Here is a 15,760-nt window from a genome sequence, read left to right as displayed (position 1 = left end):
GGGAGACCCCGCCGTGACCGAGCAGCAGTCCCTCTCCGAACACACCGCGGATGTGATCGTCGTCGGGGCGGGCCCGGCCGGCTCGACGACCGCGTACTACCTGGCCAAGGCGGGTCTGGACGTCCTGCTCCTGGAGAAGACGGCGTTCCCGCGCGAGAAGGTCTGCGGCGACGGTCTGACCCCGCGCGCCACCAAGCAGCTCGTCGCGATGGGCATCGACATCTCCGAGGAAGCGGGCTGGCTGCGCAACAAGGGCCTGCGCATCATCGGCGGCGGGGTGCGTCTCCAGCTCGACTGGCCGGAACTCGCCAGCTACCCGGACTACGGACTGGTGCGCAAGCGCGACGACTTCGACGAGCAGCTCGCCCGCCAGGCGCAGAAGGCCGGCGCGCGGCTGTACGAGCGCTGCAACGTCGGCGCGCCGGTCATCGACGACCGCACCGGCCGGATCACCGGTGTGCAGGCCCGGCTCGGCGAGGACAAGACGCCGGTCACCTTCCACGCGCCGCTGGTCGTCGCCGCCGACGGCAACTCCACCCGGCTGTCGCTGGCCATGGGGCTGCACCGGCGCGAGGACCGGCCGATGGGCGTGGCCGTCCGCACGTATTTCACCTCCCCGCGCCACGACGACGACTACCTGGAGTCCTGGCTGGAGCTGTGGGACCGGCGCGGCCCGGGCGAGGACCGGCTGCTGCCCGGCTACGGCTGGATCTTCGGCATGGGAGACGGCACGTCGAACGTCGGCCTCGGCGTCCTCAACACCTCCGACTCCTTCAAGGAGCTGGACTGGCGCGAGGTCCTCAAGGCGTGGTGCGCCTCGATGCCGGAGGACTGGGGGTACGTCCCCGAGAACATGACCGGCCCGATCCGCGGTGCCGCGCTGCCCATGGCCTTCAACCGCCAGCCCCACTACACGCGCGGCCTGCTGCTGGTCGGCGACGCGGGCGGTCTGGTCAACCCGTTCAACGGCGAGGGCATCGCGTACGCCATGGAGTCCGGCCAGATCGCCGCGGACGTCATCGTCCAGGCGCACGCCCGCGCGACCCCGGCCCAGCGGGAGCTGGCCCTCCAGTCGTACCCGAAGATCCTGAAGGACACCTACGGCGGCTACTACACGCTCGGCCGCGCCTTCGTGAAGCTGATCGGCAACCCGAAGGTCATGAAGATCGCCACGCAGCGCGGCCTGACGCATCCGCTGCTGATGAAGTTCACGCTGAAGCTGCTCGCCAACCTCACCGACCCGACGGGCGGCGACGCGATGGACCGGATCATCAATGGCCTGTCGAAGGTGGCGCCGAAGGCCTGAGCCCGGCGCCGGCCGGGCCGGACACGGCGAAGGGCCGTCGCTCCCTCCCCGAGCGGGGGAGCGACGGCCCTTTCTGCCGTGTGCGTACGGCTCCGGTCAGAGGACGCGGACCGCGCCGGACGGCGGGTCGTAGTCGAGCGACCGCTCGACGACGCCGGTGCCCGGGTTCTGCGCGCCGACGAAGTTGCCGCCGCCGACGTAGATCGCCACGTGGTACGAGTTGCTCCGGCTGCCCCAGTAGAGGATGTCACCGGGCTGGAGGTTGTCGAGCGAGACGGAGGTGCCCATGCTCGACTGGGAGCCCGAGACGCGCGGCAGGTCGATGCCGGCCTGGCGGTACGCGGCCTGGACGAGGCCGGAGCAGTCCCACGAGTTGGGGCCGGTGCCGCCCATGACGTACGCGTCGCCGACCTGGGCACGGGCGAAGGCGACGATCGCCGCGGCCGAGCCGGTCGCCGGCGAGGAGTCGTAGGAGGAGCCGCCCTCGTCGGAGGAGTCGGAGGAGTCCGGGGCCGAGGCGGCGAGCGTGGTGCGCTCGGTGGAGCGGTTGGCGCGCTCCTGGGCCTCGGCGCGGGCCTTCTCCGCCGCCTTCCGCTCGGCCTCCGCCTTGCGCTCGGCCTCCTGCTTGGCGGTCCTGGCCTCCTTGGCGGCCTTGACCGCCGCGGCGTTCTCCTGGGCCTGGAGCTCCATGTCGAGGGCGATCTGCTGCGTCGCCTCGGCGGAGGCGGCGACGGCGCTCGACAGGTCCGCGGAGACGCCACCGCCGAGCGCGGGCATCTCGATGGTCTCGGTCACCGGGTCGGCCTGGGCCGGGCCCGCGGCACCGGCCACCGCGACGGTGCTGAGGACGCCACCGGCAACTCCGGCGCGCAGCGCGAGCTTGGAGCCGCTGCGGCGGGGCTTCCGGTGGCTGGGTATGTGAGCGGTGTGGGACATGAGTACAACCGCTATCAGGGCCCCACGGTTCCCTTCAAGAAACGTGGTGTGCGCCACAGTTGCGCGTGGAATGTGTGAATCCGCTTCCCCGTGGACCTTATTGACGCCGTAACGGACAATACGGACGCACGTGATCAAGCCCGTGATCATGGGGTTTCCGCGAAACGCCCGAATTGCCGCGCGCTTACCATCCCTTCACCCGCGTGGCCAAGCCCGCTTTCGGCGGCATGGATTCCGAGTGACGCAGGTCACGGAGAGGTCGCCGCCCGGACGCCCGAAAGATCGTGAAACCGCGCACGCGTCCACATCGGTCCCCGCGCACCCCTCGGGCGAGTGAGGTGAAGCGCCTATATCACCCGGAGGAGTCCAGGGCGAATTTGCCTGTAGTGGACATCCCTTGATAGGGCAAGCCCCCTCCGACCAGCGGTAACCCCCCTTCTTGTCACATACCGCACCCCCGTCGACACACTCCGTATGAAGATCGGCGCTCATCGGGATTCATGATCCTTCGCCAGGTGGTGGAGATCACAAAGACGTTGTCGTACCCCGTGTCGCAGATCACAGATCGACGGGCATAGGATGCGAAGCAGTCGGGCTTGTGAACTGCCTCACATGTACGCGATCTCCCGAGGCGGCGAGACGGATGCCCGGTGCGGTCCAACGGTCAAGGACGACTGGAAGGAGCGAGGAGCGTGAATGCCTACGCGCCCATCCTCGTGCTCGGCGCCCTCGGGGCAGGGTTTGCGATCTTCTCCGTGGTCATGGCCACGCTTATCGGCCCAAAGAGGTACAACAGGGCGAAGCTTGAGGCGTACGAGTGCGGTATCGAGCCGACACCCACTCCGGCCGGTGGTGGCCGCTTCCCCATCAAGTACTACCTGACGGCGATGCTCTTCATCGTCTTCGACATCGAGATCGTCTTCCTCTATCCCTGGGCCGTCAGCTTCGACGCGCTCGGGCTGTTCGGGCTCGTGGAGATGCTGCTCTTCGTGCTCACCGTCTTCGTCGCCTACGCGTACGTGTGGCGGCGCGGCGGCCTGGACTGGGACTGAGGGACTTAAGGGGCTGAGGGGCACCTACATGGGACTCGAAGAGAAGCTGCCGAGCGGTTTTCTGCTGACGACGGTCGAACAGGCCGCGGGCTGGGTGCGCAAGGCGTCCGTCTTCCCCGCGACCTTCGGTCTCGCCTGCTGCGCCATCGAGATGATGACGACCGGCGCCGGGCGGTACGACCTGGCGCGCTTCGGCATGGAGGTCTTCCGCGGCTCGCCGCGCCAGGCCGACCTGATGATCGTGGCGGGCCGGGTGAGCCAGAAGATGGCGCCCGTCCTGCGCCAGGTCTACGACCAGATGCCCAGCCCGAAGTGGGTGATCTCCATGGGCGTGTGCGCCTCGTCGGGCGGAATGTTCAACAATTACGCGATTGTGCAGGGCGTGGACCACATCGTCCCGGTCGACATCTATCTGCCGGGATGCCCGCCCCGTCCGGAGATGCTGATGGACGCGATCCTCAAGCTCCACCAGAAGATCCAGAGCTCCAAGCTCGGGGTCAACGCCCGGGAAGCCGCCCGCGAGGCGGAGGAGGCGGCGCTCAAGGCGCTGCCGACCATCGAGATGAAGGGGCTCCTGCGGTGAGCGAGCAGCCGAACCCCGAGAAGGACCTCAGCGCGCAGAACCTGCCCGGGCAGCGCGGCGACCAGGGCGAGGAGATCCGCGTCCAGCGCGGCATGTTCGGCGCGAACAACGGCGGCGACACCTCCGGCTACGGCGGCCTGGTCCGCTCCGTCCGCCTGCCCGGCGAGGCCGTCCGCCCCTACGGGGGCTGGTTCGACGAGGTCGCCGACGAGCTGGAGGGCGCCCTGGAGGAGCAGGGGCTCCTGCCCGACCACGCGATCGAGAAGACGGTCGTCGACCGCGGCGAGCTCACCTTCCACATCGCCCGCGAGCACCTCGTGCGCGTCGCCCGCACCCTGCGCGACGACCCCGCCCTCCGCTTCGAGCTCTGCACGGGCGTGAGCGGTGTCCACTACCCCGGCGACAAGGGCCGCGAGCTGCACGCCGTGTACCACCTGCGCTCGCTCACCCACGGCCGGCTGATCCGCCTGGAGGTCTCCGCCCCGGACAGCGACCCGCGCGTCCCCTCGCTGGTCGCGGTGTACCCGACCAACGACTGGCACGAGCGCGAGACGTACGACTTCTTCGGCCTGATCTTCGACGGCCACCCCGCCCTGACCCGGATCATGATGCCCGACGACTGGCAGGGCTTCCCGCAGCGCAAGGACTACCCCCTCGGCGGCATCCCCGTCGAGTACAAGGGCGCCCAGATCCCGGCTCCGGACCAGCGGAGGTCGTACTCGTGACCACTCCACCTGCCAGCGCCCGCGAAACCACCGAGGGCACCGTCTACACGGTCACCGGCGGCGACTGGGACGAGGTCGTCCAGTCGGCGGCCAAGGCCGACGACGAGCGGATCGTCGTCAACATGGGCCCCCAGCACCCGTCCACCCACGGCGTGCTGCGGCTCATCCTGGAGCTCGACGGTGAGACCGTCACCGAGGCCCGCTGCGGCATCGGCTACCTCCACACCGGCATCGAGAAGAACCTCGAGTACCGGACCTGGACGCAGGGCACCACGTTCGTCACGCGCATGGACTACCTGACGCCGTTCTTCAACGAGGCGGCGTACTGCCTGGGCGTCGAGCAGCTGCTCGGCATCGAGGACCAGATCCCCGACCGGGCGACCGTCATCCGCGTCCTGCTGATGGAGCTCAACCGGATCTCCTCCCACCTGGTGTGCATCGCCACCGGCGGCATGGAGCTCGGCGCCACCACGATCATGATCTACGGCTTCCGGGACCGCGAGATGATCCTGGACCTGTACGAGCTGATCACCGGCCTGCGCATGAACCACGCGTTCATCCGGCCCGGCGGCCTCGCCCAGGACCTGCCGCCCGGTGCCATCGACCAGCTTCGCGAGTTCGTGAAGACGATGAAGAAGAACATGCCGGAGTACGACAAGCTCGCCACCGGCAACCCCATCTTCAAGGCCCGCATGCAGGACGTCGGCTACCTCGACCTGTCCGGCTGCATGGCCCTCGGCGCCACCGGCCCCATCCTGCGCGCCACCGGGCTCCCGCACGACCTGCGCAAGACCGACCCGTACTGCGGCTACGAGACGTACGACTTCGACGTGCCGACCGCCGAGTCCTGCGACGCCTACGGCCGCTTCCTCATCCGGCTGGAGGAGATGCGCCAGTCGCTGCGGATCGTCGAGCAGTGCCTGGCCCGGCTGGAGCCGGGCCCGGTGATGGTCGCCGACAGGAAGATCGCCTGGCCCGCCCAGCTCGCCCTGGGCCCCGACGGCCTCGGCAACTCCCTCGACCACATCAAGAAGATCATGGGCACCTCCATGGAGGCCCTGATCCACCACTTCAAGCTGGTGACCGAGGGCTTCCGGGTGCCGCCCGGCCAGACGTACACCGCGGTCGAGTCGCCCAAGGGCGAGCTCGGTGTGCACGTCGTCTCCGACGGCGGCACCCGCCCCTACCGGGTCCACTTCCGCGACCCGTCCTTCACCAACCTCCAGGCCATGGCAGCGATGTGCGAAGGCGGCATGGTCGCCGACGTCATCGTCGCCGTCGCGTCCATCGACCCCGTGATGGGAGGCGTCGACCGGTGACCACTGTGTCTTCTCGGGGGGGAACCCCCGAACCCCCCACCAGCCTGGGGATGCCGCAGCTCCCCGCCCCGGACTACCCCGACGAGGTGCGGGCCCGGCTGGACGCGGACGCCGAGGCGATCATCGGCCGCTACCCGGACAGCCGCTCCGCGCTGCTGCCGCTGCTGCACCTGGTGCAGGCGGAGGAGGGGTACGTCTCCCGCACCGGCATGAGGTACTGCGCCCAGACCCTGGGCCTGACCACCGCCGAGGTCACCGCCGTCGCCACCTTCTACTCCATGTACCGGCGCAAGCCCTCCGGCGACTACCAGGTCGGGGTGTGCACCAACACCCTGTGCGCCGTCATGGGCGGCGACGCCATCTTCGACGAGCTCAAGCAGCACCTCGGCGTCGGCAACAACGAGACCACCGAGGACGGCAAGGTCACCCTCGAGCACATCGAGTGCAACGCCGCCTGCGACTTCGCCCCCGTCGTGATGGTCAACTGGGAATTCTTCGACAACCAGACCCCCGAGTCGGCCAGGAGGCTCGTCGACGACCTGCGCGCCGGCCGCCCCGTCACGCCGACGCGCGGCGCACCCCTGTGCACGTACAAGGAGACCGCCCGGATCCTGGCCGGCTTCCCCGACGAGCGCCCCGGCGCGGTGGAGGCGACGGGCGGCGCGGGCCCCGCCTCCCTGGTCGGGCTCCGGCTCGCCAAGGGCGAGGCCGCACCCGGCGCGCGCGTGGTGCACCCGCGCGGCGAGGCCCCGCAGGACGCCGCCCCGCACGACGCGCCCATGCCCGGCTCCGGACACCTGAGCTCGCACGACGCGCCGCAGCCGACCTCGGCCTCCGACCCGCAGCACCCGTCCGGTCCGGTCGGCCCGGTCGACGAGGAGGGGGAGTGATGACGTTGGCGACCGAGATGACCAGCCCCGAGAAGCTGCTCGCACCGGTCCTGTCGGCCTTCTGGGACCAGCCGGGCTCCTGGACGCTGGACACCTACCAGCGGCACGACGGGTACGAGGGGCTGAGGAAGGCCCTCGCGATGACGCCCGACGACGTCATCGCGTACGTCAAGGACTCCGGCCTGCGCGGCCGGGGCGGCGCGGGCTTCCCCACCGGCATGAAGTGGCAGTTCATCCCGCAGGGAGACGGCAAGCCGCACTATCTTGTTGTCAACGCCGACGAATCGGAGCCCGGGACCTGCAAGGACATCCCGCTCCTCTTCGCGAACCCGCATTCCCTCATCGAGGGGATCGTGATCGCCTGCTACGCGATCCGGTCCAGCCATGCCTTCATCTATCTGCGCGGCGAAGTCGTGCCCGTCCTGCGACGGCTGCACGAAGCCGTGCGCGAGGCGTACGCGGCGGGCTACCTCGGCACGAACATCCTCGGCAGCGGACTCGACCTCGAACTCACCGTGCACGCGGGCGCCGGCGCGTACATCTGCGGTGAGGAGACCGCGCTGCTCGACTCGCTCGAAGGCCGCCGTGGCCAGCCCCGGCTGCGTCCCCCCTTCCCCGCGGTCGCCGGTCTGTACGCGTGCCCCACTGTGGTGAACAACGTCGAGTCGATCGCGTCGGTTCCCGCGATCCTGAACCGGGGCAAGGACTGGTTCAAGTCGATGGGCAGCGACAAGTCCCCCGGCTTCACGCTGTACTCGCTCAGCGGCCACGTCGCCTCGCCCGGCCAGTACGAGGCGCCGCTCGGCGTCACGCTGCGCCAGCTGCTCGACATGGGCGGCGGCATGCGGCCGGGCCACCGGCTGAAGTTCTGGACGCCCGGCGGGTCCTCCACGCCGATGTTCACCGACGAGCACCTCGACGTCCCGCTCGACTACGAGGGCGTGGGCGCCGCCGGCTCGATGCTCGGCACCAAGGCGCTCCAGTGCTTCGACGAGACGACCTGTGTCGTGCGGGCCGTGACCCGGTGGACCGAGTTCTACGCCCACGAGTCGTGCGGCAAGTGCACGCCCTGCCGCGAAGGCACGTACTGGCTCGTCCAGTTGCTCCGGGACATCGAAGCCGGCAAGGGCGCCATGAGCGACCTCGACAAGCTCAACGACATCGCCGACAACATCAACGGCAAGTCCTTCTGCGCCCTCGGTGACGGCGCCGCATCGCCGATCTTCTCCTCGCTGAAGTACTTCCGCGACGAGTACGAGCAGCACATCACGGGCAAGGGCTGCCCCTTCGACCCGGCCAAGTCGACCGCCTGGGCGGACAACCACGTGGAGGTGACGGCGTGACCGTCATGGCATCCAGCCCCGCAGGGGGCGGCGGCGCGGCCGTCCCGCCCGAAGACCTCGTCACGCTCACCATCGACGGGGCCGAGATCTCCGTCCCCAAGGGGACGCTGGTCATCCGCGCCGCCGAGCAGCTCGGCATCGAGATCCCCCGGTTCTGCGACCACCCGCTCCTCGACCCGGCCGGCGCCTGCCGGCAGTGCATCGTCGAGGTGGAGGGCCAGCGCAAGCCGATGGCCTCCTGCACCATCACCTGCACCGACGGCATGGTCGTCAGGACCCAGCTGACCTCGCCCGTCGCGGAGAAGGCGCAGGTGGGCGTGATGGAGCTGCTGCTCATCAACCACCCGCTGGACTGTCCCGTCTGCGACAAGGGCGGCGAGTGCCCGCTGCAGAACCAGGCGATGTCGCACGGCCGGGCCGACTCCCGCTTCGAAGGGCGGAAGCGGACGTACGCCAAGCCCGTGCCGATCTCCGCACAGGTGCTGCTCGACCGCGAGCGGTGCGTGCTGTGCGCCCGCTGCACCCGCTTCTCCAACCAGGTCGCCGGCGACCCGATGATCGAGCTGATCGAGCGCGGGGCGCTCCAGCAGGTCGGCACCGGCGAGGGCGACCCGTTCGAGTCGTACTTCTCCGGCAACACCATCCAGATCTGCCCGGTCGGCGCGCTGACCTCGGCGGCGTACCGGTTCCGCTCCCGCCCCTTCGACCTGGTCTCCAGCCCCTCGGTGTGCGAGCACTGCGCGGGAGGCTGTGCCACCCGCACCGACCACCGGCGCGGCAAGGTCATGCGGCGGCTGGCCGCCGAGGACCCGGAGGTCAACGAGGAGTGGCTGTGCGACAAGGGGCGCTTCGCGTTCCGGTACGCGCAGCAGCGCGACCGGCTCACCACGCCGCTGGTGCGCAGCGCCGGGACGGGTGAGCTGGAGCCGGCCAGCTGGCCGGAGGCGCTGGAGGCGGCGGCGCGCGGCCTGGTCCGGGGGCGCACCGGCGTCCTCACCGGCGGCCGGCTGACCGTCGAGGACGCCTACGCGTACGCCAAGTTCGCCCGGGTCGCCCTCGACACCAACGACATCGACTTCCGCGCCCGCGTGCACAGCAGCGAGGAGGCCGACTTCCTCGCCGCCCGCGTCGCCGGACGCGGACGGGACCACGGCGTCACGTACGCGTCCCTGGAGCGGGCCCCGGCGGTGCTGCTCGCCGGCCTGGAGGCCGAGGAGGAGGCGCCCGGGGTCTTCCTGCGGCTGCGCAAGGCGTGGCGCAAGCGCGGCCAGCGCACCTTCGCGCTGGCACCGTACGCCACCCGGGGCCTGGAGAAGGCGGGAGGCACGCTCCTGCCGGCCGCGCCCGGTACCGAGACCGAGTGGTTCGACGCGCTCGCCTCCGGGACCGGGCTGGACGCCGGCGGGACCACGGCATCGGAGGCGCTGCGCGCACCCGGCGCGGTGATCGTGGTCGGTGAGCGGCTGGCCGGTGTGCCGGGCGCGCTGTCCGCCGCCGTGCGGGCCGCGGCGGCGACCGGGGCGGAGCTGGTGTGGATCCCGCGCCGGGCCGGTGAGCGCGGCGCGCTCTGGGCGGGCGCGATCCCGTCGCTGCTGCCCGGCGGGCGTCCCGCGACCGACCCGCGCGCGCGGGAGGAGGTCGCCACCGCCTGGGGCGTACGGGAGCTGCCGCACCGGTACGGCCGGGACACGGGCCAGATCGTGGAGGCCGCGGCCACCGGTGAGCTGGGCGCCCTCGTCGTCGCGGGCGTGGAGCTCGCCGACCTGCCCGATCCGGCCCGCGCGCGGGAGGCCCTCGACGCGGCGTTCGTCGTGTCGCTGGAGCTGCGCCCGGGCGAGGTCACCGAGCGGGCGGACGTCGTGTTCCCGGTGGCCGCGGTCGCCGAGAAGTCCGGCACCTTCCTCAACTGGGAGGGCAGGGTGCGGATGTTCGACGCCGCGCTGAAGCCGCAGCACATGACGCGGCCGCCCGCCCCGGCCGACGCGCGGGTGCTGCACATGCTGGCCGACGCCCTCGACGTCCATTTCGCGCTGCCGGACGTGAAGGCCGTGCGCCGCGAACTGGACCGGCTCGGCGCCTGGGACGGCACGCGGGCGGCCGCCCCGGCGGAGTCCGCACGGCCGCTGCCCCGCGCGGGCGCGGGCGAGGCGGTCCTGGCCGGGCACCGCATGCTGCTCGACCTCGGCGTCCTCCAGCAGGGCGACGAGGCCCTGGCCGGCACCCGGCACGCCTCGGTCGCCCGCCTCTCCCCGGCGACCGCGGCCGAGACGGGCGTCAAGGACGGCGACCTGCTGGCGGTGACGGGCCCGTCCGGCGTGGTCGAACTCCCGCTCCGGGTCACGCCGATGCCCGACCGCGTGGTCTGGCTCCCGCTCAACTCGACCCCCGGCGGTGTGCTGTCCACCACGGGCGCCGCGCCCGGCCGGCTGGTCCGCATCGCCCCCGCGACCCCGAACTCCGCGGCCCCCACGGAGGTGGAGGCATGATCCCGTACACCCTGGCAGCGGAAGACCTGTCGATGTTCGGCCGCGACCCGTGGTGGCTCGTCGTCGTCAAGGCCGTCTTCTGCTTCGCCTTCCTCATGGTCACCGTGCTGTTCTCCATCGTGTGGGAGCGCAAGGTGGTGGCCTGGATGCAGCTGCGCATCGGGCCGAACCGGCACGGGCCGTGGGGTCTCCTCCAGTCCCTCGCGGACGGCGTCAAGCTGATGCTGAAGGAGGACGTGGTCGTCAAGCGGGCCGACAAGGTCGTGTACGTGCTCGCGCCGATCGTCGCCGCGATCCCCGCGTTCATGGCGATCGCCGTGATCCCGTTCGGTCCGGCCAGCAACGAGGTCTCGATCTTCGGGCAGCGCACCACGATGCAGCTGACCGACCTGCCGATCGCGATGCTCTACATCCTGGCCGTCGCGTCCGTCGGCATCTACGGCATCGTGCTCGCCGGCTGGTCGTCCGGCTCGACCTACCCGCTCCTGGGCGGCCTGCGCTCCTGCGCGCAGATGATCTCGTACGAGATCGCGATGGGCGCCGCCTTCGCCTCCGTCTTCCTCTACTCCGGGTCGATGTCGACCTCGGCGATCGTCGAGGCGCAGGCGGACCGCTGGTACGTCCTGCTGCTGCCGGTCTCCTTCCTCATCTACATCGTCACCATGGTGGGGGAGACCAACCGGGCCCCGTTCGACATGCCGGAGTCCGAGGGCGACCTGGTCGGCGGCTTCAACACCGAGTACAGCTCCATCAAGTTCGCGATGTTCATGCTCGCCGAGTACGTGAACATGGTGACGGTCTCCGCGGTGTCGGTGACCCTCTTCCTGGGCGGCTGGCGGGCCCCGTGGCCCGTCTCCACGTTCTGGGAGGGCGCCAACCACGGCTGGTGGCCGATGCTCTGGTTCGTCCTCAAGGTGCAGCTGCTGCTGTTCTTCTTCATCTGGCTGCGCGGCACACTGCCCCGCGTCCGCTACGACCAGCTGATGAAGCTCGGCTGGAAGGTCCTCATCCCGGTCTCGGTCGTCTGGCTGATGCTCGTGGCGACCGTCCGCGCCCTGCGCAACGAGAACTACGACTTCCAGGAGATCGTGCTGTACGTCGCGGGCGCGGTGATCGCGGTCCTGCTGCTGTCCTTCGTCGCCGACGTCTTCCGCGACAAGAAGTCCAAGCAGGAGGCGGAGGCCGCCGAGCCGCCCGCCGAGTTCGACCCGATGGCCGGCGGTTTCCCCGTACCGCCGCTGCCCGGTCAGAGCCTGCCGCCGGTGCCTCGCCGACGGCCTCGCCGCGAGGGCGAGTTGATTGTCAGTGGTGGGGTCAATACTGACAGTGACGGAAAGGAGGCCGACGGTGTCCGAGAGTAACTTCCAGAACCCGGTCGCAGGCTTCGGCGTGACCTTCAAGGCCATGTTCAAGAAGCGGCTGACCGAGCAGTACCCGGAGCAGCAGAAGACCACGGCGCCGCGCTTCCACGGCCGGCACCAGCTCAACCGGCACCCGGACGGCCTGGAGAAGTGCGTCGGCTGCGAGCTGTGCGCCTGGGCCTGCCCCGCCGACGCCATCTACGTGGAGGGCGCGGACAACACCGACGAGGAGCGCTACTCGCCCGGTGAGCGGTACGGCCGCGTCTACCAGATCAACTACGCCCGCTGCATCCTGTGCGGGCTGTGCATCGAGGCCTGCCCGACCCGGGCGCTGACGATGACGAACGAGTTCGAACTCGCCGACAGCTCCCGCGAGAACCTGATCTACACCAAGGAGCAGCTCCTCGCGGGCCTGGAGGAGGGCATGGTCGACTCGCCCCACGCCATCCACCCGGGCATGGACGAGCAGGACTACTACCGGGGCCTGGTCACCGGGGCCGCGCCCGGCACGGTCCGGCAGACCGCCGTCAGCAAGGGCGAGGAACCGGGCGGCGAGCAGCCGCAGGAAGCCGCTTCGGACTTCGGCGCGACCGAGCCCGCCTCGAAGAAGGTGATCGGGACATGAGCGGGTTCGCCACCGCCCCGCTGGCCGCCGTGACCGCGACGTCCACGGGCGAGGCCGTCCAGTTCTGGGTGCTCGGCATCATCGCCGTCATCGGCGCCCTGTGCACGGTCCTGATGCACAAGGCGGTGCACAGCGCGCTGTGCCTCGCCGGGACCATGATCGTCCTGGCGGTCTTCTACCTCGCCAACGGCGCGTACTTCCTGGGCATCGTCCAGATCGTCGTCTACACCGGCGCGATCATGATGCTGTTCCTCTTCGTCGTCATGCTGGTCGGCGTCACCGCCGCCGACTCCCTCAGGGAGACGATCAAGGGGCAGCGCTGGCTGGCCGCGGCCTGCGGGCTCGGCTTCGGCATCCTCCTCGTCGCCGGCATCGGCCATGCCTCGCTGCGCACCTTCAACGGCCTCGGCACGGCGAACGCCGGAGGGAACGTGGAGGGCCTCGCGGCGCTCGTCTTCAGCAAGTACGTCTTCGCCTTCGAGATCACCGGCGCGCTGCTCATCACGGCCACGGTCGGCGCGATGGTCCTGACGCACCGGGAGCGCACCGAGCGGGCCCGCACCCAGCGGGAGCTGTCCGAGCAGCGGGTGCGCGAGGGCAAGCACCTGCCGCCGCTGCCCGCGCCCGGTGTCTACGCCCGGCACAACGCGGTGGACATCGCCGGCCTGCTGCCGGACGGCACGCCGTCCGAGCTCACCGTCAACAAGACGCTGCGGGCGCGCGGCCAGATCCGTGACGTGTCGCGCGAGGCGCTGGAGGACCTGCGGGCCCTGGAGCGGCGCGCCGAGGAGCGGCTCGGCGGGGACCGCGAGGCCCGGGACGTCCCCGAGGCCCGTGAGCCCGGCGACGCCCGGGACCGTGAGGAGGAGAACGCGCAGTGAACCCGGTCAACTACCTCTACCTGGCCGCCCTGTTGTTCACCATCGGAGCGGCCGGGGTGCTGATCCGGCGGAACGCGATCGTGGTCTTCATGTGCGTGGAGCTGATGCTCAACGCCTGCAACCTCGCGTTCGTCGCCTTCTCCCGTCTGCACGGCAATCTCGACGGCCAGATCATCGCCTTCTTCACGATGGTCGTCGCCGCCGCGGAGGTCGTCGTCGGGCTCGCGATCATCGTGTCGCTGTTCCGTTCCCGCCACTCGGCCTCGGTCGACGACGCCAGCCTGATGAAGCTCTGAGGGGTCGCTGAATCGTGGAGAACCTGATTGCGCTGCTCGTCGCGGCGCCTCTGCTCGGAGCGGCCGTCCTGTTGTGCGGCGGCCGCCGGCTGGACCGGGCCGGGCACTGGCTCGGCACACTGCTCGCGGCCGCCTCCTTCGTCATCGGCGCGGTGCTCTTCTTCGACATGCTCGGCAAGGGCTCGGGGGAACGGGCCCTGCACCAGCACCTGTTCGCCTGGGTGCCGGTGGAGAGCTTCCGGGCGGACATCGCCTTCCAGCTCGACCAGCTGTCGATGACGTTCGTGCTGCTCATCACGGGTGTGGGCACGCTCATCCATCTGTACTCGATCGGGTACATGGCGCACGACGAGCGCAGGCGCCGCTTCTTCGGCTACCTGAACCTGTTCCTCGCGGCGATGCTGCTGCTGGTCCTCGCCGACAACTACCTGCTGCTGTACTTCGGCTGGGAGGGCGTCGGCCTCGCCTCGTACCTGCTCATCGGCTTCTGGCAGCACAAGCCGAGCGCGGCCACGGCCGCGAAGAAGGCCTTCCTGGTCAACCGGGTCGGCGACGTCGGCCTGTCGATCGCCATCATGCTGATGTTCACCACCTTCGGGACCTTCGCCTTCGGCCCGGTGCTCTCCTCCACCGGCGAGACGTCGGAGGGCATGCTGACGGCGATCGGGCTGATGCTGCTGCTGGCCGCCTGCGGCAAGTCGGCGCAGGTGCCGCTGCAGTCCTGGCTCGGGGACGCGATGGAGGGCCCGACCCCCGTCTCGGCCCTGATCCACGCGGCGACCATGGTGACCGCCGGCGTCTACCTGATCACCCGCTCCGGCGCGATCTTCAACGGCGCCCCGGACGCGCAGCTCGCCGTCACGGTGGTCGGTGCGGTCACGCTCCTCTTCGGTGCGATCGTCGGTTGCGCCAAGGACGACATCAAGAAGGCGCTGGCCGGCTCCACGATGTCGCAGATCGGCTACATGGTCCTGGCCGCCGGCCTGGGCCCGATCGGCTACGCGTTCGCGATCATGCACCTGGTGACGCACGGCTTCTTCAAGGCCGGGCTCTTCCTCGGTGCCGGCTCGGTCATGCACGGCATGAACGACGAGGTCGACATGAGGAAGTACGGGGGCCTGCGGAAGTACATGCCGGTCACCTTCGTGACCTTCGGCCTCGGCTACCTGGCGATCATCGGATTCCCGGGCCTGTCCGGCTTCTGGTCCAAGGACAAGATCATCGAGGCGGCCTTCGCCAAGGGCGGCACCGAGGGCTGGATCCTGGGCGGCGTCGCCCTGCTGGGCGCCGGCATCACCGCGTACTACATGACCCGCGTGATGCTCATGACCTTCTTCGGTGAGAAGCGCTGGCAGCCCGCCCCCGACCCGGACAGGACGCCCGGTGTGGAGCCCGGCATCGACGTGCGGCCCGGGGAGATGCCGCACCCGCACGAGTCCCCCCGGTCGATGACGATCCCGATGATCGTGCTGGCCTTCGGGTCGGTCTTCGCGGGCGGGCTGTTCTCGCTGAACAGCGCGTTCGTCAACTGGCTGGAGCCGGTCACCGCGTTCGAGCACGGCCACCCGCCGATCAGCGCGGGCGCGGTCACCGCCTCCACGGTCGTGGTGCTGCTCGTGGGCGTCGGCATCGCGTACGCGCAGTACGGCCGCCGGCCCGTGCCGGTGGTCGCGCCGCGCGGCTCGCTGCTCACCCGCGCCGCCCGCCGCGACCTGCTCCAGGACGACTTCAACCACGTCGTCCTGGTCCGCGGCGGCGAGCACCTCACCCGTTCCCTGGTCTACCTCGACCACACCCTGGTCGACGGGGTCGTCAACGGCACCGCCGCCTCGTTCGGCGGTCTGTCCGGCCGGCTGCGCAAGCTGCAGAACGGCTTCGCCCGCTCCTACGCGGTCTCGATGTTCGGAGGTACGGCGGTGCTGATCGCCGCGACCCTGCTGATGAGGGGAGTGTGACC

The 15,760-nt window shown here is 70.3% G+C and carries 14 protein-coding genes; 13 read left to right on the top strand and 1 reads right to left on the bottom strand.

All coding sequences use genetic code 11. From position 1 onward, the window contains the following. The first annotated feature begins 13 nt into the window (after positions 1 to 13). The gene (locus tag IH00_RS0124570; protein ID WP_031077126.1) at positions 14 to 1,306 is read left to right on the top strand and encodes a geranylgeranyl reductase family protein; all 1,293 of its coding nucleotides are present in this window, start codon (positions 14 to 16) and stop codon (positions 1,304 to 1,306) included. A 96-nt stretch (positions 1,307 to 1,402) separates the two neighbouring features. Here IH00_RS0124570 and IH00_RS0124565 read toward each other — a convergent pair whose 3' ends face one another. Continuing rightward, entirely contained in the window at positions 1,403 to 2,242 is an 840-nt protein-coding gene (locus IH00_RS0124565; protein WP_031077124.1) for a C40 family peptidase, read from the bottom strand. A gap of 692 nt (positions 2,243 to 2,934) precedes the next feature. Between IH00_RS0124565 and IH00_RS0124560 the strand changes: the two genes are divergently transcribed. From IH00_RS0124560 to nuoL, 12 genes are read left to right on the top strand one after another with little or no spacing between them, the layout of a single operon-like run. Then, complete coding sequence (locus tag IH00_RS0124560) at positions 2,935 to 3,294, top strand: NADH-quinone oxidoreductase subunit A (protein WP_031077122.1); 360 nt, start codon at positions 2,935 to 2,937, stop codon at positions 3,292 to 3,294. Between the two features lie 28 nt (positions 3,295 to 3,322). Beyond that, positions 3,323 to 3,877, top strand: a complete 555-nt coding sequence (locus IH00_RS0124555) for a NuoB/complex I 20 kDa subunit family protein (protein WP_031077121.1) — start codon at positions 3,323 to 3,325, stop codon at positions 3,875 to 3,877. Beyond that, complete coding sequence (locus IH00_RS0124550) at positions 3,874 to 4,602, top strand: NADH-quinone oxidoreductase subunit C (protein ID WP_031077117.1); 729 nt, start codon at positions 3,874 to 3,876, stop codon at positions 4,600 to 4,602. Before IH00_RS0124555 ends, IH00_RS0124550 begins: the two co-directional genes overlap by 4 nt. Next, positions 4,599 to 5,921, top strand: a complete 1,323-nt coding sequence (locus IH00_RS0124545; protein ID WP_031077114.1) for an NADH-quinone oxidoreductase subunit D — start codon at positions 4,599 to 4,601, stop codon at positions 5,919 to 5,921. The genes IH00_RS0124550 and IH00_RS0124545 overlap by 4 nt, the downstream gene beginning before the upstream one ends. Positions 5,922 to 5,971: 50 nt before the next feature. Continuing rightward, positions 5,972 to 6,811, top strand: a complete 840-nt coding sequence (gene nuoE, locus IH00_RS0124540; protein WP_031077112.1) for an NADH-quinone oxidoreductase subunit NuoE — start codon at positions 5,972 to 5,974, stop codon at positions 6,809 to 6,811. Beyond that, on the top strand, positions 6,811 to 8,154 hold the full coding sequence (nuoF, locus tag IH00_RS0124535) for an NADH-quinone oxidoreductase subunit NuoF (protein ID WP_031077111.1): 1,344 nt from the start codon (positions 6,811 to 6,813) through the stop codon (positions 8,152 to 8,154). Before nuoE ends, nuoF begins: the two co-directional genes overlap by 1 nt. Then, on the top strand, positions 8,151 to 10,640 hold the full coding sequence (locus IH00_RS0124530; RefSeq protein ID WP_031077110.1) for an NADH-quinone oxidoreductase subunit G: 2,490 nt from the start codon (positions 8,151 to 8,153) through the stop codon (positions 10,638 to 10,640). Before nuoF ends, IH00_RS0124530 begins: the two co-directional genes overlap by 4 nt. Further along, positions 10,637 to 12,001 (top strand): NADH-quinone oxidoreductase subunit NuoH, encoded by a 1,365-nt coding sequence (gene nuoH, locus IH00_RS0124525; protein WP_031077107.1) that lies wholly within the window; start codon positions 10,637 to 10,639, stop codon positions 11,999 to 12,001. The genes IH00_RS0124530 and nuoH overlap by 4 nt, the downstream gene beginning before the upstream one ends. Continuing rightward, the gene (gene nuoI, locus IH00_RS0124520) at positions 11,988 to 12,626 is read left to right on the top strand and encodes an NADH-quinone oxidoreductase subunit NuoI (protein ID WP_031077106.1); all 639 of its coding nucleotides are present in this window, start codon (positions 11,988 to 11,990) and stop codon (positions 12,624 to 12,626) included. The genes nuoH and nuoI overlap by 14 nt, the downstream gene beginning before the upstream one ends. Beyond that, positions 12,623 to 13,507, top strand: coding sequence for an NADH-quinone oxidoreductase subunit J (locus IH00_RS0124515; protein WP_031077105.1), 885 nt, complete (start codon positions 12,623 to 12,625; stop codon positions 13,505 to 13,507). The genes nuoI and IH00_RS0124515 overlap by 4 nt, the downstream gene beginning before the upstream one ends. Beyond that, a complete protein-coding gene (gene nuoK, locus IH00_RS0124510; RefSeq protein WP_031077103.1) occupies positions 13,504 to 13,803 on the top strand; it encodes an NADH-quinone oxidoreductase subunit NuoK in 300 nt (99 codons plus the stop codon). Before IH00_RS0124515 ends, nuoK begins: the two co-directional genes overlap by 4 nt. 14 nt (positions 13,804 to 13,817) lie before the next feature. Beyond that, on the top strand, positions 13,818 to 15,758 hold the full coding sequence (gene nuoL, locus IH00_RS0124505; protein WP_031077101.1) for an NADH-quinone oxidoreductase subunit L: 1,941 nt from the start codon (positions 13,818 to 13,820) through the stop codon (positions 15,756 to 15,758). Positions 15,759 to 15,760: the final 2 nt, after the last annotated feature.

Source organism: Streptomyces sp. NRRL S-118 (genome assembly GCF_000716335.1).
In the GTDB taxonomy this organism is placed as follows: Bacteria; Actinomycetota; Actinomycetes; order Streptomycetales; family Streptomycetaceae; genus Streptomyces.
Note: the sequence above shows the minus strand (reverse complement) of the source record. Positions and strands in the feature narration are given on the sequence as shown.